Origin of the sequence: Enterococcus mundtii (assembly GCF_002813755.1) — a bacterium.
GTDB lineage: Bacteria > Bacillota > Bacilli > Lactobacillales > Enterococcaceae > Enterococcus_B > Enterococcus_B mundtii.
In genome coordinates, this window is sequence record NZ_CP018061.1 from 1,515,672 (window position 1) to 1,534,912 (window position 19,241).

The window sequence follows — 19,241 nt, forward strand, 5'->3', positions numbered from 1 at the left end:
TTACGCTTCCCATTGCTCTTCCCAAGCAGCTTCGTCAAATTCTTCTACTGCTGATTCTACTTCTTGTCCAGCATCTTTTGAACGTAGCACGCTAGTTAAGATCGCGATGAACAATGCACCTGTAGCGATCGAAAGTACATAGATCGGCCATTTTTCCACTGTGAACCAGCCATAAAACCCTGAGATTGGTGCTGTGTTCACTGCCCCTAAACCAACTGCCATCGCAGAACCTAAGGCAGAACCAATCATATTGATTGGGATAACTTTTAATGGATTTTCAACGGCAAATGGGATCGCTCCTTCAGAAATACCGACAAGTCCCATGATCACAGCTGATTTTCCAGCTTCTTTTAATTCATTGTTGTATTTATTTTTCGCAAAGATCGTGGCTAATCCTAACCCGATTGGTGGAATGATGATGGCCACTTGTGCTGCAGTATTTGGTGCATAAACATTACTAGTCAATAGTGCCATTGCTGTTGTCACCGCCGCTTTATTGACTGGTCCACCTAAGTCAAAACCAACCATTGCGCCAACGACTGCTGCCATAACGATGGCATTTCCACCACTTAAACCGTTCAACCATGATTCTAACCCAACGTTCAATGCTGCAAATGGCGTACCGATCACATAATTGACTAATAGAACGGTGATCAATGTACCTAAAACTGGTACTAGAAATACTGGTACAACTGATGCCATTGATTTTGGCAATTTGATTTTGTTTTTGATCAACAAGCAAGCATAACCAGCGATCAAACCAGAAACGATTGCGCCTAAAAAGCCTGCATTGATATCTTTCACTAACATCCCGCCAACTAAACCAGGAGCAATCCCTAGTTTATCTGAGATCGAATAGGCAATAAATGCGGAAATCACTGGGAACATCAAACCAAGTGCTGTGCCACCGAAACCATCTAAACTATGCAATAAACGAATGATCGCATTCCCACTCTCGCCATGAGAACCGTCCCAAATATCCACAATTCCGTAAAATGAACCACCCACACGAGAAATGGCCATGATTACTGCTCCGGCGATCACTAACGGTATCATATAAGATATTCCTGTTAAAACATGATTTTTGATTTCACTTGCTATTTTTTTCATTTACTTTCTCCCCCACTGATTAATTGATTAGTCGATCATTCCTAAAGCTTCTTCGATGACTTTTTCGGCATTCTTGATTGGTGCGGCAACTGGCACTTTTAAGATCGTTTTGCCTTTGAAACGCTCTTCATTTCTCACTTTTGTATCTACTGCAAAAATAACGACTTCGCCAATCTTGCAATCTTTTTCAGTCAACTCATTTTCGATACCTGTTGCTCCTTGTGTTTCAACTTTGATCAAATCTCCACGTTTTGCTGCTGCTTTCTTTAGTGCTTGAGCTGCCATATACGTATGAGCGACCCCTGTAGCACAAGCTGTAACTGCGATAATTTTTCTTTTCATCTCTTTTTCCTCTTTTCATTTGTTTATTCGCTTAATAGTTTCGCGATTTGTTGTTTATCTGTCTCAGTTTTTAACTGTGCCGTAATGTCATCATCCATTAATTTCATCGCAATTTCAGATAAGATTCTTAGATGGGTATCCCCTTTTTGTGACTCTGGGATCGCCAATAAAATGACCACAAAAACTGGTTCTTCATCTAACGATTGCCAATCGATTGGTTGTTTCAATCGTGCAAAAACAATTGCTGGCTCACTGACTGCTTCACTTTTCCCATGAGGAATGGCAATATTGTTCCCAATGCCTGTCGTCGAATGTTCTTCTCTTTCTAATACAGACTGGATATAAGCTTCTTTATTGTTGACTAAGCCGTTATTCGTTAAAACTTCCCCTAATTGACGAATCGTTTCTTCTTTGGTTGTACTCTCCATATCTAAAAAAATATGATTAGAAGGTAGTAAAGTTGCAATGCTCATATTAAAATTCCTCTTTCAAATAGTTTTTGATCTCATTTTTTGTTCCTTTTAGCAAATGTTTTTTTTCACCAGATTCGATGATCTCTAGCATGACATCATAGACTTCTTCCAGCTCTTGTGCTGTTTCATCTTTGATACAGATGAAAAATAAATATTTGACTTTCGTTTCTCCCCACATCAATTCATTAGCTAAGCGTAAAAAGACGATCGCCGATTTTTTAACGTATTTAGGGGCCCCGTGTGGTGTTGCAAATTTTCCAAAAGAGGTAAAAGAAAGCTGTTCTCTTTCTAAAGAAGAAGAGATGATTTTTTCTTCTGCGTATCCTTTTTCAATCAATTGTTGTCCAACGAATTGAATCACTTCCTGATAGTCTGAGAATGAATGATCCAAAAAGATCAATTCCTCTTTGATCAAGTCCGCAAAGTGATTCGTTGGCTTGATGGTATTATTTTGAGCATCCTTTAAAAAACGCTCAATTTTTTGACGTTCTGATTTGTTGAGAACCGGTGAAACATTGATCGTTGGTATCGTCTCTAGGTTCAAGTTGACAGTCGATATCACCAGATCTTCATTGATCGATGTCTGCATCAACTCTTGGATTGAAAGTATCCTAGAAATTTCGATCTTCTCATAATTTCTACGAAGTCGGGCAGCCAAGAGTTGTGATGTGCCTTTGCCACTGCTACAAACAAGTAATACACTGACTTTCTTCTGATATTTTTCTTCTTTTTGCTCTTTCATTGCTTGGATATGGACAGCAAGAAAAGCGACTTCATCTTCTGGGACGTTGATCACAAAATCTTGGCTCAAGGCATTAGCTAATTGGATCGCTTCTGTAAACGCCACAGGAAAGTTTTTCTTCACATCTTGTAAAAAAGGATTATGGATCAACAGTCCTTTTTTGATACGCAAGACTGCTTCTTTGATGTGTGTAACTAATCCTAAAATGATACTTTCATTGTAAAGGGTTACATTTTCGTGAATCAATTGTCGAATGCGTTCATCTGTTACTTCTTGCATTTGCTTCGTTTGTTCAAGCAACGTATCACCTTCTAAGTGTAAGAGAATATAACGGACTTCAGAAGAAGGTAATGTCAATGAGAAAGTTTTTTCTAGTTTTAGAATGAATAAATCAAATGGTTTATTTTCTCTGACTTTTCCAAATACTCCTTCACTTTCTAAATAGTTATCCTCTCTTACGCGATCAATCATGATCAACAGATGGAGCAATAATGAATGATAGGTCGTATCATTCAACCTTATTTGTGCATCTTTTAGATATTCCTGCAACATTGTATCAACTAATGTGATATTCTTCATGTCGATGAAATCATTGACAAAAGGAGGAATACCTTGGATCGAGTGTAGATATAGTTGGTTCTTTTTGGTGATTTTCCAATTACTACCCCAAAAATAGTAAATCAGATCAAAGGCTAAGCGTCTTTTTTCTTGCTCTGATAAGTTTAGAAATGAACCTTTACCAGGCAGTCGATCGATGCTAACGTTGAAATGGCGGAAAATCTCATGGACTTGGATCATATCACCTTCTAATGTCGATTTGCTTATAAATAGTGTATCTTGTAGTTCTTGGCGAGTGAAATAGGTCTTTTTTTTCAAGAGTTCAAAACAGAGGAATTGAATACGTTCTTTTTTAGAAGCTGGAACTGTTACCATGTTCGTTGTATCGATCTGATTTAATATTTCGTTTGGATCACCGTTGATCGAGACACCGACTCGTGGTTTTCTAATTAGTTCGATGGTTGTTCCGCTAAATAGCTCATCGATCAATTTTAGTGATTGTGAAACTGTTTTATTCGATAAATTCATGTGTTTTGCTATTTTTGTGACCGTCGTATGTTCGTTCATCAAAATATATTGAATGATTGCTTTTTCCCGTTCCTTGATCATCACACTATCACCTCATCTACATTTTCTATCTTAGCTTGTCTGCCGTTTTATGAAAACACTTACTTTTACCGTTTTGAATACAGTAAATCATAGGTTTAGTCGCTAACTTGACTACGCCATTCATTTTTTAGTTTCTGTTTCTTCAATGAACCAACTAATTGTTTATTAAAGTATAGACGAAAAAAAATACCTGTCAAAGTGCAGACTATCAGTAATAGTCCACTACTTTGACAGGTAATGATTTCCGCTTCTGTCATGTATAATGGTGATACAAGCGCTTCTTATTATTCGTCTTCGGGTAAGTTTTCAGTTGCGAATGCCAAGTGGTGATCAAACAAAGTGATCGTTACTTTCGATTTTGGCATGATCTTGCCAGCTACGATTTCTTTAGCCAACGGCGTTTCAACTTCTTTTGTAATGAATCGTTTCAATGGGCGTGCCCCATATGCAGGCTCATACGCATTTTCTGCAATCCATGTTTTTGCTTCGTCACTGATTTCCAAGATGATTTCTTGATTTTCTAAACGATGTGCCAAATGAGAAACCATCTTGTCAACGATCCCTTTGACATTGTTTAGGCTTAATGGTGTAAATAGAATCGTGTCATCAATACGATTCAAAAATTCTGGTTTGAAATGACCACGAAGGATCGTTCTCACTTGTTCTTCGACTTCTTCTGGAATTGTACCTTCCGCGGTGACACCTTCTAACAATAATTGAGAACCGATATTGCTTGTCATGATCATCACCGTGTTTTTAAAGTCAACAAGACGACCTTTGGAATCCGTCAAACGACCATCGTCTAATACTTGTAATAAAATATTGAAGACATCTGGATGTGCCTTTTCAATTTCATCGAGCAAAACGATCGTATATGGATTTCGTCGCACAGCCTCTGTTAGCTGTCCACCTTCTTCGTAGCCAATGTAACCAGGAGGTGCACCAACTAAACGAGAAACCGCATGTTTTTCCATATATTCACTCATGTCGATCCGCACCATATGCTCTTCAGAATCAAACAAGTTTTCTGCTAAAGCTTTTGCCAGTTCTGTTTTACCGACACCAGTTGGTCCTAAGAATAAGAATGAACCTAATGGTCGGTTTGGATCTTGTAATCCTGCACGAGAACGAATGACCGCATCACTCACTGCGTCTACCGCTTCATCTTGCCCAATGACACGTTTATGAAGTGTTTCATTCAACTTGATTAGTTTTTCTCGTTCACCTTCCACGAGTTTCGTTACTGGAATCCCTGTTAAACGACCTACAACTTGAGCAATCTCATTTTCAGTGACAGATTCTTGTACCATCTTGATGTCACTGTCTTTTGTTTTGGCTTCTAGTTCTGCTAATTCTTTCTCTAATTGTGGAATCGTACCATGACGTAAAACAGCGGCACGCTCAAGATCATAATTGTTTTCTGCGTCTTCTAATTCATGTTTTGCCTTATCGATTTCTGCACGTTTAGAAGATACGGTATTTACTTCTTCTTTTTCAGTTTCCCACTGCATCTTCATCGCATTGGCTTCTTCTCGAAGATCGGCTAGTTCTTCTTGTAAGTTCTTCAAACGTTTTTTACTTGCATCATCAGATTCTTTCTTCAAGGCTGCTTCTTCGATTTCCAACTGCATCAAACGACGAGTCACTTGATCTAATTCCGTTGGCATGGAATTCATTTCTACTCGAATCGTCGCACTTGCTTCATCGATCAAATCAATGGCTTTATCAGGTAAAAAGCGATCTGTGATATAGCGATCGGATAATGTAGCTGCCGCAACCAGAGCATTATCGTGAATATTGACGCTATGGTGAATCTCAAAACGTTCTTTCAACCCCCGCAGAATACTGATCGTATCTTCAACAGTTGGTTCCTTCACTAATACTTTTTGGAAACGTCGCTCTAACGCCTTGTCTTTTTCCATGTATTGGCGGTATTCATCTAAAGTAGTCGCACCGATCAAATGTAGTTCACCACGAGCTAACATCGGTTTAAGCAAGTTACCGGCATCCATACTACCTTCCGTTTTTCCTGCACCGACGATGTTGTGGATCTCATCGATGAACAAGATGATCCGCCCATCGCTTTTCTTCACTTCTTTCAAGACTGCTTTTAAGCGTTCTTCAAACTCTCCACGGAATTTTGCTCCGGCAATCAAGGCACCCATATCTAAAGAAAAAATGGTTTTATCTTTTAAGTTTTCTGGTACATCTTTACGGACGATTCGTTGCGCTAATCCTTCAACGATCGCTGTTTTACCCACACCAGGTTCCCCGATCAACACAGGGTTGTTTTTAGTTTTACGTGACAAGATCCGAATCACATCACGAATTTCTTCATCTCGGCCAATGATCGGGTCCATTTTGCCACTACGGACTTGTTGGACGAGATCGACACCATATTTTTCTAACGCTTTATATTGTTCTTCTTGATTTTTAGAGGTCACACGCTCTCCTCCCCTCATGTCTTCGATATTTTTACGCAATTCTTTTTCATTCAGTCCCTGTTTGGTCAAATAAACCGTCAGTGGATAATTTTTTAATTTCATTAAAGCTAATAGCACGATCTCAGTGGATAAGAATTCATCGCCAAAACTTTCTCTCAATTGATCCGCTTCGTTCAATAAATGAAAAAGATTTTGACTAAGATTTTGTCCATATTGGACATTGCTGCCTGAGACTGTTGGATATTCATCTAACACTCGATCAATCTCTTGTTCAAAGGCATCTGCATCAATGCCTGCATCTGTATATAGATTACGGCCAAAATGATTTGGCTGTAAAAAGATCTTCCATAAATGAACGATGTCTATTTCTTGATGTTTTCTTGTCATCGCTACTTGTTGTGCTTCTGCAATCGCTTCTTGGAGCGTAGTTGTCATTTTTTCACTATTCATATATTTCCCTCCTGTAGTAGAAGTTGTTTGGTCAAAGTCAACTATATCTTTCTCTAGCGTCTATAACATCCGTCTAAAGTCTCGTTTTCTTTAACCTTTACATGATTATTATACTCATTTGGTCAGCTTTGGTCAAAGATTATACTCAGGATTATCAAAAAAATTTGAGACAAAAGTGACAGTAAATGTTGTCTGTCACTCTATACCAAATAAACGGCAAAAAAAAGAAACCTCTATAAAATTAGGGCAACAACCACAGTCATTTACAGAACGATTCCGTGGTTGTTACCCTTCATTCTAGAGGCTGGTTATATTCCGACCTAGAGGTATTTATTTCTGATGATTGCTTAGCACAAACTAGTTGATTCATCAAAATCAAGTCATGAGGATTGATTTTGATGAGTGAGCGCTGAAATAAAGTAGCTGATATTTTTATATGAATCATTTAAACCAATTCCGCCTTTTTTAGGCATTTTTATTATATTGATCTTTTTAGCATAGCGTACAAAGGCAGGATTTTCTTCAGACATCGCAGCTACACTTGGGATTCCTTGTTCACTGAAAACCAAGGCTAATTGGGCCGCCATCATGCCAAAATTAGCATAATGCATCGCGGGACCACAAAGAACAGCATCTGCACCCATTTTTTTAGCAAAACCTATAAATTTTTTGTTTACCTCTTCTTGGTGATCAAGATAATACTGATCACCACAATACAATGTAGCAATGATTTCTGTATCGTGTTCTTGAAAAAGTGGATTTAAGGTACGCCCTGGTCCAAGAGATGTTTTTTTGCCCCCAGGAGGTAGCTGGGCATTTTCATCACTGCCCAAGCCTGCAGTCAAATGATTGAGAATCAAGACTATTTTTTTCATTCCTATGGCCTCTTTTCCTATAAATCATCAAAATCGAATTCATCAAAATCGATTTCTTCTTCTTCCTGTACCGCCTCTGCTTCTTCTTTTAAATACTGATTATCTAGCACTTTAATAAAAGGATAATAAATAGCCATTCCTAATAGGATCAGTAATGCTTGCAAAACAGATGCCTGCCAACCACTAACTAAAAAACCAGAAATGATCGGTGGCGTTGTCCATGGTAGTTGAATACCATTCGTATAATTAACTAAACCTACCTCCATACAAAAATAGGAAATGATAATATTGATCGTGGGTACAAGTGCAAATGGAATAAGTAAGACTGGATTTAAGACAATCGGTAATCCAAAAATAATCGGTTCATTGATTCCAAAAATCCCTGGTACTAGTGACAATTGCGACAGTTTTTTTACTCGTTGGCTTTTGCATACTAGTATCATGACTAAAATCAATGAAAGCGTAGATCCTCCACCACCAAAAGTAGCAAACATATCTTGAAATTGACCTGTGATGATATTTGGTATATCTGCGCCATTTTTGAAGGCATCTAAATTTTCAACGGATAGTGCTCGTAAAATCGGATTGAATACTGCCCCAACTACACTCGAACCGTTGATACCGAAAAACCAAAAAAAATGCAAGAATAAGTAGGCTATGATCATCGCGCCTAGAGTATTTCCTAAGCTAAGTAAAGGAGTTTGTAGGAACTTAAATAGTATTTCTTGTAAATTACCATATGAGGTTAGATTTGCTAACCAATTGACAATCATAAAAAGAGTAACAATCACAAAACTTGGGATCAACGCTTCAAAGGATTGTACGACGGTTGGTGGCACACCTTCAGGCATTTTGATCGTCCAACCTTTACGTAATAAAGCGACAAACAATCGGGTAGCAACCAAAGCCACGACCATCCCTAAGAACAGGCCGCTAGAACCCATCCAACGTAATGGCAAGCTTCCTACTTCATAGACTTCAGTGGAGCCTTCTGGTGTAAATAGGGTTGTAAAAGGGGTCACTATAAAAAAAGCGACCAATGAAATAATTGCCGCTTGCATGGCATCTACTTTAAATTGTTTTGCCAGACTATATCCAATACCCCCAACCGCTAAAATCGTCATAATATCAAAACTTGCCGTGGCAGGCATATTCAACATCGTTGCCCAGTTATCTCCGAGAAAATGGCTCATCGTTTCATTCCAATTTGGAATTGGAAAATTAGTCAAAACTAAAAAGAGCGATCCTACAATCAGTAAGGGTGTTGATAGCAAAAAACCATCACGAATCGCAATCAAATACTTATTTTCACCGATTGTTTTCGCCATTGGTGTTAACACACGTTCTAACCAATCCAAAAATTTTTGCATGTTTCTTCCTCCCATCCAGCTGCTTTATTTTTGTTTGAGGACACAATTTTTCGATTGAAATCCCATTTTATTAAGCTACTTTGGCGCTTTTGATTTTTTGATCAAGCCCAAGACATCTTTCAACGCTTTTTCCCCGTCCATCATGCCATATGTTTCTGGAGCAATCGTGCCAACAGGTATCCCCATTGGGTCAAACGTTTCTTTCATTTTACTCGCTAAATGACGGACTTGAGGCCCTAATAAAATAGCCACAGGTTTTTCTTGTGCGACTTTTTCTTCCGCATGGATCGCAGGAAAAGCGGCAATTTCTAATGGCATTTTGTGTTTTTTGACGACCTCCATCATTTTATTGACCATAATACTTGTTGACATTCCTGCTTCACAAAACAAATAAATTTTTTTAGTTGTCATATTTATTCCTCCATTTTATTCTTGTTAACCGTTTATCCGATTCGCTGTTAAATTGGTGCTTTGATACGTGCTTCATAGGCATCAAGCCATGCTTGTGTGATTGGTGTGATCACTGTCGTCTGATCTGGACCAGGATTGGCCATAAAAATTGCTGGTTCTTGAGCCATCGTTGCGACACTAAATGTAAATTCAACGTTCGTAGCTACCCCCCATTCGCCATATTTATCTAATGCTACTAACGAGAACGCCCCCGCTTTGCCATAACGTTTGCGCAATCGCTCATCAAATCCATAAACGGCTCGATCACAAGCCGCTTGTGGCGTAAATCCATTCCCCATCAATCGAACGATTTCATAAGAGAGGCAGCCCTTCATAAGATCCTCCCCTAAGCCTGTAGCTGTCGCACCGCCAATCGTACTATCCACATAAAATCCCGAACCAGATAATGGCGAATCTCCTACACGTCCATGTTTTTTCATAAACAAACCGGAACTGGATGTTCCTACTGCCATCTGTTGTTGCGTATCGAGCGCGACAACCCCGACCGTATCATGGCCATCGTAAGGATCTAAATTCAACGTAGCGATTTCTTTTACTCGTTGTTCCCAGATTTTTTTTGCACGTGCTGTTAACATATTTTTTCGTTCAAAACCAGATAGCATTGCATATTCTGTTGCTCCCTGTCCTACTCGAAAACTATTGAATTTTTCATCACTTAATTGCCGAGCAACAGAAATCGGATTGGCTACATCAGTAATCCCTGCAACTGCACCAATCTTAAATGTTTCTCCATCCATAAAAGCAGCATCCATTTCTACGATTCCTTTTTCATTTGGTAACCCACCATAACCAACGGATTTATAAAATGGATAATCTTCTACCACTTTGATCGCCGTTTCCACAGCATCTTTACATGAAAACTGTGCTTCTAATTGTTGTTTAGCCGCCAAGACACCTTCATGTGCCATGCGCCAAGTTGCAATCATTCCCCACATTTCTTTCCCTCCATCACCTAACATTTGTAGCGCTTTCAAGTATATTCTATATGGTATATACTATTATGTCTATACTAAAAAACGAGTTTCTTTTTAAAACTCATCGTTTTATTAGAAACTCGTTTTACGTGAAATTTATTTTTCAATTGTTCGTTCTATCTGAATGTTTTATTCTGTTAATGCTTGGAGGCTGCGCATGTAGATTTCTAAATTTGTTCGCAAATCTGCGGAATCCATGTATTCGTTCGCCGTATGCGCAATCCCTTTTTGCCCTGGAAATGAAGGACCAAATGCTAAGATATTCGGCATTTTACGCGCATACGTGGCGCCTGTTGTTGTCACTGGTTTAGGATCATTACCGGTGACTTGATGATAGATCATTGACAGTGTATCGATTTTTTTTTGCTCTTCTGTCCGACAAAATCCAGGAATACTACGAACCACTTCTAAATCAACACCTAGAGGCAATTGGTTTTTCAAACGTGACACGACTTGTTTTTCTGATACGGTCACCGGGTAACGTAAGGCAATTTCTAATAGCAAGCCTTCTGGAGACTTTTGTAGCACAACAGGTGTCAAAATCAACTTGCCTGAATCTTCGTCTTCAAACGCTAAATCGATCCCTTCTCCAAAATGTTTTTGATGAAAGCTTTGACAAATCCAGCGAAAATAACCCTGTGCAATTGGCGTGATCATTCGTTCTTCAGCTAGTTTTGACACCAAGATCGTGATAGCATTTTCTCCTAACTCAGGCGCGTTACTTGGTGCTCGTTTACCACTGGCACTTATTTCTTTTTTGGCAATTCTCACGTGCAGTTGGTCTGGAACATGATCACGGAACTGGCCCCCTTCGAATCGACTGATTTGTTGATGTTCCTCTTCGGGTAAAGTAAAGTGGAGTACCACATTTACGATCCCACGTTCGCCATAGACCACAGGATATTTACAATCGGGCGTGAACCCGAATAACGGAGGGCTTTCCTCGGCTAAGTAATGAGAAATATCTGACATGCCACTTTCTTCATCCGTTCCAAAGATGATCCGAAGATTCTTTTTTGGCTGGTGTCCTAGGTCTTTTAATAGTTTCATGCCATACAGACAACACATGATAGGCCCTTTGTTGTCTAATATTCCTCGACCATAAAAACGACCCTTTTTCTCACTGAGATCAAACGGCGGAAACTCCCATCCTTGACCAGCAGGAACCACGTCAAGATGTCCCAGGACCCAGATATAATCACTTCCATCATTCCCCCACTGGGCATAGCCGATCGCATCATCGATTACTTTTGTTTGGAACCCATACCCGGCACTTTTGTCCATGACCAAAGAAAGAACCGAGCGTGCTTCTTTACCAAAGGGAGCTCCTGGTCCAGGTACTGACTTAACACTAGGAACTTGCATGACTTGTTTGAGTAAATCCAGAAAATCTAGCCAATTCTCTTCGATTGCTGTGTTGATTTGATCCATTTTTCACCTCTTATTTTTGACGTATCAATGTATTTTTAAACGTATATTGATCTGCACGATAAAAAGACGTGTCGAACAATATCGGTTTAGCAGAAGGGGAATAAGTCATCGAATGGACGAGAAGCATTGGATCATCTTCTGATACATGCAATAACTTGGCAATATCTGGGGGACTTATGACTGCTTCGACTTCTTGATGCGCGTAGCCAATCTCAATGTTCTCTTCAATTATTTCATATAATGAAGATGCCAGCTGAGCTTGAGGAAGTTCACCACTTTCATTTTGCAAATAACGTTTTAGTATATAGAGGTTTTCTACTGTCATTGGTTCATCATCAAAGTAACGTAAACGAGACAGATATACCATTGCTTCATTTCCATAGTCAGCGAACATCTGGCGAATCTTCAACGGTACTTCTTTTACGATCTCAACTTGCAATACTTCTGTCCGTGTCTTTTTTCCTTGAGCCTTGGCAGTTTCAGTAAAACTTTGTAAGCCACCGGAACCGCTTTGGATCTTCGGTTGCTTCATGACATAAGTTCCTTTTCCTCTTTCTTTCACTAAAATATTTTGACTGATCAAAAGATCAATTGCTTTGCGTACTGTCAGTCGACTGCATTGAAATTCTTCCGCTAAATCATAATCTGAAGGCAACTTTTGACTGGTCACGTAAGTTCCATCATTGACTCGTTGTGCAATTTTTTCAGCTATATCTTGGAAAACCGCTTGTTTTTTCACTTTATTACCTACTTTCTAACTACATATCATTCATCAAACAGTCGATTCATTCTGACATCAAAAGTCAAACGTCTAAAAGTTGAACTGTCCAAAATGAAAGAGCAACTTCTATCGTTTTTTATCCTGCTTGTAGGATGAGTAAAATCAAGAAAATCTTTCTTGTCGAAAGCTAAGTTTTCGATTGATTTTATATATAGTATATACCATTAAGTATAGACTTTCAGCAACTAATCGTGGGATTTTAATTTTACCCTACCGGTGTTGATTGTTTCTTCCATACATTTCGAGGGACTGTTTTGTTTGAGAGATAGCAACGTCTAGCCTATTCTGCGTGAAAACAATTGTTGAACAGATATTTTTTAACAAACGAAAAAAGAATCAATCTAAGCATTTTCAGCTCAGACTGATTCTCCATTTAAATTTTACTTGAAAGTTGTTCAAATTATTTAAATTTTCCCCTTTGTACGCTTTTTTTCTGCCTTTACTTCATGGATCTCTTGACGTAAGATATTCCGTCTTTCTGCAATCACATAGAAAAAACCATAAATGAATGGCAAGATGAACGAGCCAAATCGGTAAAGTAATAAGGAAGAAACAGCATCCAACGTTCCAACTACAGGTCGAAAGAGCAATAGATAGACAAATTCAAACGAGCCAATGCCTGCAGGAGTTGGTAAGACTCCTGATAAAACCACTGCAAAGCTAATAAATGAAAATGTCAAAAGAAAATCAAGATGTGGATGGTTTTCTACTAAAAACAGATAAGGCATCACATACCAACAGAGTAGTTTTAGCAGGTTCCAACAATAGATCCTGATCAATGCGGTGCGGTCTTGGATGATCGTTTGTACCGTTTCTCTCAGTGAATAGATCTGGCTGTTGCACGTATCGACCCAGTGACGTAAACGTTCAGTTTTGAATAAACGATTGGACACTTTGACGAAAAAAACTTGAAGATTCAAACTGACGGAGACGGTCACAAGAAATAAAATGATCAAAGCCGTCAAAATGATCCCAGCAATGATAAACCAAATCATATTGGGTGCCTTTTCGTAGAACAAAGAAAATTGAACGATCAAGCCAATGACTGCATAAGTGATCACCGCTAATTTATACATAATCATATGCAAGGCAGTGACTCCTGCTCCTTGAGAAAACTTCAGCCCTTTTTTATTGTAAAAATAAATTTCTGAGATCAGTGTACCCGTTCCAAATGAGACGATCCGATAAAAGGCAATATAACAAGACGTCCAGAACCCATCACTTGTACTGAAAGATTTGGAAAACGGCTTGGCGATCTCTTTGATTGAGCGACCTTCTACAATTTGATAAAGTGTACCGAAAAAAAACATCGCCAGAAGCACTTGGACACTTGTTGAAAGCAACTCTTTGAAAATATCCGCAAAAGATTGGTTGATCAAATAATAAATAATAGCGAGAATAATAGTCAATAATAATAAATTAATGATGATTTTGATTTTTGTTCCTTTAGTAGACATGTACGACTCCTTAATGGAAAAAATAGATCAAGACGAGATCAATCATGATTCCTAACATGAAAACGATCGTGAACTTCTTTTTTTTAGTTTTGTGACGGAATATGCGTTGTGCGAACAAACCGCCCAAACCACCGCCTAACAAGCTAACAAACAACAAATTACTTTCTGGTACACGCCAAGCGCCTTTTTTTGCCTGACGTTTATCATAACCCATCAAGCCAAATAGATAAACATTCACAATGAATAAGTAAAACCATAAGGGATTATGCATCAATACTTCCATCAACTTCCTCCAATTATTGCTCTTCTTTTGGTACGTAGATCGTTATACCTTCTGGGATGACTTTTAATTCGATCGGTAAGTCATCTGTAGTGTCACCATCCGTCCGAGTTGTCACTTTCTTTTCTCGTGCCTGGATATTGACTTGACTAGCTGTCAGATATTTGATGCCAGGAACAGAATAGATCTTACCTTTGATCATACGTGGGAGATAAAATGCAAACCGGAAAAAATCTAATGAAGGAACGATGGTGATGTGGAACTTGCCATCATCTGGCGCAGCGGAATCATCAAAACCAGTAAAACCGCCTACTGAGTTGGACATCGTGATCGTCAACAACTGTGCTTTTCCCTTCCAATGCGCTTCTTCCGTCTTGATATCTAAATGATATTTTTTCTTTTTTAGCAATAATTTCACGAAACGTTTGATAAAGATCCATGAACCGTATTTTTGCTTCTCTTTTTGGCTGATCCAGACCGCTGTATCGGCTAATATGCCAATAGTCAAAGTAGAAATGACTACTTTATCATTCACTTTCCCATAATCGATTTTGCGGATCGATTCCTCTAACATCATCGCTGCAGCTTCTTCTTTCTCAAAAGGAATGCCTAACACTTTCGCTAAGTTATTGATCGTTCCACCAGGTAATAAGCCAACACGATAATGGTCTAATTCATCTTGGAATGCTTGGATGATATGGTGGATCGTGCCATCACCACCAATGATGACTAGTGTATCTACCTCATGTTCTTTTGCTTTTTCTCTCAATGTTTCATCTTTGATCGACGGTCCAGTTTCCGTTAGATAAACCTCTAGTTCTGGTCGATGTTTTGCGACATACTCTTTGAACCATTCTGCTAATTGTTCCCCTTCATCCTTTCCTGAACTTTTGTTATAAAATACCAGTAACTTCTTCATAAACCATATTCCTCCTACTTTCCTGCAAAAAACAAAGGGAGTGGATGCGAAATAAACGCTCACCCTCCCCCATGAACAGTGATTCGAGCACTGACTAAAATAGCCTCGAATCAATCATATGTCAATGCAGTGTAGCAATCAACCAATAATGTGAGATTATTGGTTGAAATTTAATCTTTTTTATCAATGAAACGGATCGATTACACCTGCGTATTCAACTCCGCGATTTTAACAATGACATCTGTCGCTTTTTCCATGACTTGTAGGGACACAAATTCAAAACGTCCGTGCATGTTTTCGCCACCCGCAAATAGATTTGGTGTTGGTATCCCCAGATAAGAGATTTTTGAGCCATCTGTCCCACCACGTACTGGTTCGATCACTGGCTTAATGTCTAAATCGATCATTGCTTTTTCAGCTAGATCAACGATACTCATATCCTTTTCGATGATTTCACGCATATTGTAGTATTGATCATACATTTCTACTTGAATACGCTCTTGGTCAAACCGTTGATTCATTTTTTCTTGAATGCTTGTAATCATTGCTTTTCTTGCTTCAAATGACTCACGTTTATGGTCACGGATGATATAGCTCATTTTCGCCTCTTCTGGACTTCCATTCAAAGCCATCAAATGGAAGAATCCTTCATAACCATCTGTTTTTTCAGGAACTTCATCAGCTGGTAATTCATTGTGGAAGTCGATCGCTACTTGTAAAGCATTGATCATTGTATTCTTCGCTGTACCAGGATGGACATTTTTCCCTTGGATCGTGATGTTTGCTTGCGCTGCACTAAACGTTTCGTATTGTAGCTCTCCTAAAGGTCCACCATCGATCGTGTAAGCAAAATCCACGTTGAACTGTTCTACGTCAAATTTGTCCGCACCAACTCCGATTTCTTCATCTGGACCAAAAGCGACTTTGATCTCCCCATGAGGAATGGAAGGATTTTTCAACAAAATCTCCATAGCTGTCATGATTTCTGCAATACCCGCTTTGTCATCTGCGCCTAATAATGTCGTACCATCAGTTGTGATCAATGTATGGCCATCATAATTTTTTAAATTAGGGAAATCTTTGACATTCAATGTAAAGCGCCCTTCTTTATCTAAAACGATCGTTGATTCTCCATCATAATTTTCAATGATCTGAGGATTTACGCCTACTGCATTGAAATCAGCTGTATCCATGTGAGCAATAAAACCAATCGAACGTACGTCATGATCGATATTACTAGGTAGTGTAGCAATCACAAAACCGTTTTCTGTATTATATGTTACATCAGACAAGCCTAGATCTTCTAATTCTTTTTTCAAGACTTGCGCAAACTCTACTTGCGTTTGCGTAGATGGCGTAGTACGACTTGTTGGATCGGATTGTGTTTCCGTTTTGACATATCTTAAAAATCGGGGTAATAAGTTCTCGTACATAAATGACTCTCCTTTTTATTTAAATTCAAATGGATTGGTCGATGTTTCTGAAACAAAAAAGTCAACCGTCCAATTCTCTTCGTTTTTCCACTTTTCAAATTTCTCTACAAATTTTTCCTTACACAATGATTCGATATAATGGCCAGGATCAATTGCAGCTAATCCCGCACTTTGCATATCTTGCGCTGTATGGAAATAAATATCGCCAGTAATATAGACATCCGCTCCTTGAGCCAAGGCTGCGGGATAAAACTTCTCACCACTCCCACCACAAATAGCGACTCGTTTGATCATTTTTTGTGGGCTTGTCGTTGGGCGAACCACACGTAAACCTTCCAATTGAAAAACTTCTTTTACATGGGCTGCGAAATCATCCAAGCTCTGTTCTTTTGCTAGTTCCCCAATGCGACCTAATCCCCAGGTTTTAACTGGTGCATCGATCGAGAACAAATCAAATGCCGGCTCTTCGTATGGATGTGCTGCAAACATCGCTTGTAAGACTTTCTCTTCTATATTTTCTGGGAAGATCACTTCGACTTTGGCTTCTTGGACTTGTTCCCCACGGCCGACTTCACCAATTGTTGGATTCGCTCCAGCTTTTGGACGGAATCGACCTTGGCCAATCGAGGTAAAACTTGTACTATCATACTCTCCTTGTTCTCCGGCACCCGCTTTTGCCAAGGCAGCTCTTAAACGCGGAGCATCCTCCACTGGAAGATAACTGATCAATTTTTTGTAGCCACGTTCATGCGTTTGAACAAGATGACCTGTGACCTCAATTCCTAATTGCTCACAAAACCAATCGTTCAACCCATCTTCAATGATATCCATGTTTGTGTGGGCTGCATAGACTGCAATATCATGTTTCAACAAATCAGCGTACATTTTTTCTTGTGGAGAATCAGTGATCAAACGTTTGACTGGTCTAAAAATCGGGGGATGTTTTGCAATCAAAAGATCGATCTTTTTCTCAATGGCTTCTGCCACCACTTCTGGTCGGACATCTAAAGTCATCATCACACGTTGGATCGGTTTGTCCAAAGTGCCAATATGCAACCCAACTGGATCGCCTTCTTCCGCTAACCATTGCGGGCAATAGCTTTCAAATTTTTTGATGAAATCTTGTGCTTTAATGGACATGTCATAAAACCTCCTTGATCCATTCCACCTCTTGTTGGATTGTCTCATATCTGTTTTGTTCACTCGCATTTTTTAATTGCTCTAAGATCACTTCACGTTGTTTGAGCTCCCGTTGCCATTTTGCCGAAAAAGTAGCGTTTTTATCTTCGAGTAAGAATGGCCCGAACATCAGCTCTTTTTCAGAATAGTCAATGGGCTGTTCTTTCTTTTCAGCTACGATGATCTCATAGATCTTTTTGTTTTCTTCGATGATTTCTTCTGCAATGATCTGATAGTTATTTTCTTTCAGCCACGTTCGTAACGTTTTTTCGCCAATATTGGGCTGTAGAATCAAACGTTCTTCTCCCGATAAGCGCTGGTTTTGCCGACCAGCTTCTAAGATGTCACGAATCAAAGAGCCTCCCATGCCAGCAATCGTGATCGCGCTGATTTGATCATGCTTTTCGATGGCATCTAATCCATTGGCCAAGCGTACCTCAATTCGCTCAGACAGTCCATTTTTCATCACCTGTCGTTTTGCCGATTCAAAAGGTCCTTTAACGACTTCTCCGGCTACAGCAAAGTCGATTTTTCCTTTGAGCATCAATGCGACGGGTAAGTACGCATGATCTGAACCGATATCTGCTAAACGAGCAGCTTCTGGTACAAAACGTCCGACAGTTTCAAGACGTTTCGATAACTCTGTGTGATTCATTTTTCCACTCCTTAACTACTGAATGTTTGGATAGCATCCAATTTGTCATGACTTTGGACAAACACTTACTTATTAAAGTTATCCTACTTATTTACGCTTTTTGGATAACTATTGTTCTTGTCCCTATCATAACATTAGTTTATGTTCACTAGAAAAAAGAACTGGGAAAATATCCCAGTCTTTTTTTAACAAGTAATCAAAAGATTTCAATTGATTCTTTTTTATTGGACAGTGATCTCAATGATCGAATTTCCAGGAACTTGTGGAGGGATCGACATCGTCATGACCGCCATTTCTACCAATTTAAATTCGATCTTTTCTCCTTCTTTTAAGGAATCGACACCACCAGTGATTTGATCCACTGAAGCATTCAAGATCACTCCATCATTGCTGAAGGACGTACCGATATTTGCTGGATCTTCTATTTCTTCTACATCTTTGACGGTGATTTGGTACACATCACCTTCCGCTTCGCCGAAGCTTTCGATCGTACCTGTAAACACACTTTGTTTTTGTTCGGTAGAACTATCTGTTTCCACTGTCGATTCTGCATTGATCGAATCGATTGAACCTGTACTTCCTTCTTCGTTGCCGCAGCCTGCCAATGCAAACACGAGACCGGCAGCAACTAGACCAGTTAAAATAGCTTTCATCATACATCCTCCGTGTAATTTCTTGCGTTACTGCT

18 protein-coding genes are annotated in these 19,241 nt (G+C 39.2%); all 18 read right to left on the reverse strand.

Translation table 11 applies throughout. The features are described 5' to 3' along the window. A complete protein-coding gene (locus EM4838_RS07260; RefSeq protein ID WP_019723575.1) occupies window positions 1–1,110 on the reverse strand; it encodes a PTS fructose transporter subunit IIC in 1,110 nt (369 codons plus the stop codon). A 27-nt stretch (window positions 1,111–1,137) separates the two neighbouring features. After that, window positions 1,138–1,452, reverse strand: coding sequence for a PTS fructose transporter subunit IIB (locus EM4838_RS07265; protein ID WP_071867688.1), 315 nt, complete (start codon window positions 1,450–1,452; stop codon window positions 1,138–1,140). A 23-nt stretch (window positions 1,453–1,475) separates the two neighbouring features. Next, window positions 1,476–1,925: a PTS sugar transporter subunit IIA gene (locus EM4838_RS07270; RefSeq protein ID WP_071867687.1), complete on the reverse strand. Its 450-nt coding sequence runs from the start codon at window positions 1,923–1,925 to the stop codon at window positions 1,476–1,478. 1 nt (window position 1,926) lies between these two features. After that, a complete protein-coding gene (locus EM4838_RS07275) occupies window positions 1,927–3,834 on the reverse strand; it encodes a BglG family transcription antiterminator (protein WP_071867686.1) in 1,908 nt (635 codons plus the stop codon). Window positions 3,835–4,118: 284 nt separating this feature from the next. Beyond that, the gene (gene clpB, locus EM4838_RS07280) at window positions 4,119–6,728 is read right to left on the reverse strand and encodes an ATP-dependent chaperone ClpB (RefSeq protein ID WP_071867685.1); all 2,610 of its coding nucleotides are present in this window, start codon (window positions 6,726–6,728) and stop codon (window positions 4,119–4,121) included. Window positions 6,729–7,108: 380 nt separating this feature from the next. Next, window positions 7,109–7,603 carry a GrdB-related putative oxidoreductase gene (locus tag EM4838_RS07285; RefSeq protein ID WP_071867684.1) on the reverse strand — a complete coding sequence of 165 codons (495 nt, stop codon included), beginning with the start codon at window positions 7,601–7,603 and terminating at the stop codon, window positions 7,109–7,111. 17 nt (window positions 7,604–7,620) lie between these two features. Further along, complete coding sequence (gene celB, locus EM4838_RS07290) at window positions 7,621–8,973, reverse strand: PTS cellobiose transporter subunit IIC (RefSeq protein ID WP_071867683.1); 1,353 nt, start codon at window positions 8,971–8,973, stop codon at window positions 7,621–7,623. A gap of 75 nt (window positions 8,974–9,048) precedes the next feature. Then, window positions 9,049–9,384, reverse strand: coding sequence for a PTS sugar transporter subunit IIB (locus EM4838_RS07295; protein WP_071867682.1), 336 nt, complete (start codon window positions 9,382–9,384; stop codon window positions 9,049–9,051). A 47-nt stretch (window positions 9,385–9,431) separates the two neighbouring features. Further along, window positions 9,432–10,379 carry a glycosylasparaginase gene (locus EM4838_RS07300; protein ID WP_071867681.1) on the reverse strand — a complete coding sequence of 316 codons (948 nt, stop codon included), beginning with the start codon at window positions 10,377–10,379 and terminating at the stop codon, window positions 9,432–9,434. A gap of 168 nt (window positions 10,380–10,547) precedes the next feature. Continuing rightward, window positions 10,548–11,849, reverse strand: a complete 1,302-nt coding sequence (locus tag EM4838_RS07305; RefSeq protein WP_071867680.1) for a Sapep family Mn(2+)-dependent dipeptidase — start codon at window positions 11,847–11,849, stop codon at window positions 10,548–10,550. A gap of 10 nt (window positions 11,850–11,859) precedes the next feature. Continuing rightward, window positions 11,860–12,588 carry a GntR family transcriptional regulator, LSA1692 subfamily gene (locus EM4838_RS07310; RefSeq protein ID WP_065095944.1) on the reverse strand — a complete coding sequence of 243 codons (729 nt, stop codon included), beginning with the start codon at window positions 12,586–12,588 and terminating at the stop codon, window positions 11,860–11,862. Window positions 12,589–13,034: 446 nt separating this feature from the next. Further along, entirely contained in the window at window positions 13,035–14,087 is a 1,053-nt protein-coding gene (locus EM4838_RS07315) for a lysylphosphatidylglycerol synthase transmembrane domain-containing protein (protein ID WP_071867679.1), read from the reverse strand. Window positions 14,088–14,097: 10 nt separating this feature from the next. Then, a complete protein-coding gene (locus EM4838_RS07320; protein ID WP_010735321.1) occupies window positions 14,098–14,370 on the reverse strand; it encodes a DUF1294 domain-containing protein in 273 nt (90 codons plus the stop codon). 13 nt (window positions 14,371–14,383) lie between these two features. Further along, entirely contained in the window at window positions 14,384–15,286 is a 903-nt protein-coding gene (locus EM4838_RS07325; RefSeq protein WP_071867678.1) for a diacylglycerol/lipid kinase family protein, read from the reverse strand. Between the two features lie 200 nt (window positions 15,287–15,486). Beyond that, window positions 15,487–16,719, reverse strand: coding sequence for a peptidase T (gene pepT, locus EM4838_RS07330; protein ID WP_071867677.1), 1,233 nt, complete (start codon window positions 16,717–16,719; stop codon window positions 15,487–15,489). Window positions 16,720–16,734: 15 nt separating this feature from the next. Then, the gene (locus tag EM4838_RS07335; protein ID WP_071867676.1) at window positions 16,735–17,859 is read right to left on the reverse strand and encodes a Nif3-like dinuclear metal center hexameric protein; all 1,125 of its coding nucleotides are present in this window, start codon (window positions 17,857–17,859) and stop codon (window positions 16,735–16,737) included. Window position 17,860: 1 nt separating this feature from the next. Continuing rightward, entirely contained in the window at window positions 17,861–18,553 is a 693-nt protein-coding gene (locus EM4838_RS07340; RefSeq protein WP_071867675.1) for a tRNA (adenine(22)-N(1))-methyltransferase, read from the reverse strand. A gap of 221 nt (window positions 18,554–18,774) precedes the next feature. Next, window positions 18,775–19,206, reverse strand: a complete 432-nt coding sequence (locus EM4838_RS07345) for a hypothetical protein (protein WP_071867674.1) — start codon at window positions 19,204–19,206, stop codon at window positions 18,775–18,777. Window positions 19,207–19,241: the final 35 nt, after the last annotated feature.

Excerpts from the sequence above, each read along its gene's own strand:
- EM4838_RS07260 (WP_019723575.1), bottom strand. The coding sequence starts at position 1,110 with ATGAAAAAAATAGCAAGTGAAATCAAAAATCATGTTTTAACAGGAATA.
- clpB (WP_071867685.1), bottom strand. The coding sequence starts at position 6,728 with ATGAATAGTGAAAAAATGACAACTACGCTCCAAGAAGCGATTGCAGAA.
- EM4838_RS07325 (WP_071867678.1), bottom strand. The coding sequence starts at position 15,286 with ATGAAGAAGTTACTGGTATTTTATAACAAAAGTTCAGGAAAGGATGAA.
- EM4838_RS07300 (WP_071867681.1), bottom strand. The coding sequence starts at position 10,379 with ATGTGGGGAATGATTGCAACTTGGCGCATGGCACATGAAGGTGTCTTG.
- EM4838_RS07270 (WP_071867687.1), bottom strand. The coding sequence starts at position 1,925 with ATGAGCATTGCAACTTTACTACCTTCTAATCATATTTTTTTAGATATG.
- EM4838_RS07335 (WP_071867676.1), bottom strand. The coding sequence starts at position 17,859 with ATGTCCATTAAAGCACAAGATTTCATCAAAAAATTTGAAAGCTATTGC.
- EM4838_RS07295 (WP_071867682.1), bottom strand. The coding sequence starts at position 9,384 with ATGACAACTAAAAAAATTTATTTGTTTTGTGAAGCAGGAATGTCAACA.
- pepT (WP_071867677.1), bottom strand. The coding sequence starts at position 16,719 with ATGTACGAGAACTTATTACCCCGATTTTTAAGATATGTCAAAACGGAA.
- EM4838_RS07345 (WP_071867674.1), bottom strand. The coding sequence starts at position 19,206 with ATGAAAGCTATTTTAACTGGTCTAGTTGCTGCCGGTCTCGTGTTTGCA.
- EM4838_RS07305 (WP_071867680.1), bottom strand. The coding sequence starts at position 11,849 with ATGGATCAAATCAACACAGCAATCGAAGAGAATTGGCTAGATTTTCTG.
- EM4838_RS07285 (WP_071867684.1), bottom strand. The coding sequence starts at position 7,603 with ATGAAAAAAATAGTCTTGATTCTCAATCATTTGACTGCAGGCTTGGGC.
- EM4838_RS07320 (WP_010735321.1), bottom strand. The coding sequence starts at position 14,370 with ATGGAAGTATTGATGCATAATCCCTTATGGTTTTACTTATTCATTGTG.
- EM4838_RS07265 (WP_071867688.1), bottom strand. The coding sequence starts at position 1,452 with ATGAAAAGAAAAATTATCGCAGTTACAGCTTGTGCTACAGGGGTCGCT.
- EM4838_RS07340 (WP_071867675.1), bottom strand. The coding sequence starts at position 18,553 with ATGAATCACACAGAGTTATCGAAACGTCTTGAAACTGTCGGACGTTTT.
- celB (WP_071867683.1), bottom strand. The coding sequence starts at position 8,973 with ATGCAAAAATTTTTGGATTGGTTAGAACGTGTGTTAACACCAATGGCG.
- EM4838_RS07275 (WP_071867686.1), bottom strand. The coding sequence starts at position 3,834 with ATGATCAAGGAACGGGAAAAAGCAATCATTCAATATATTTTGATGAAC.
- EM4838_RS07315 (WP_071867679.1), bottom strand. The coding sequence starts at position 14,087 with ATGTCTACTAAAGGAACAAAAATCAAAATCATCATTAATTTATTATTA.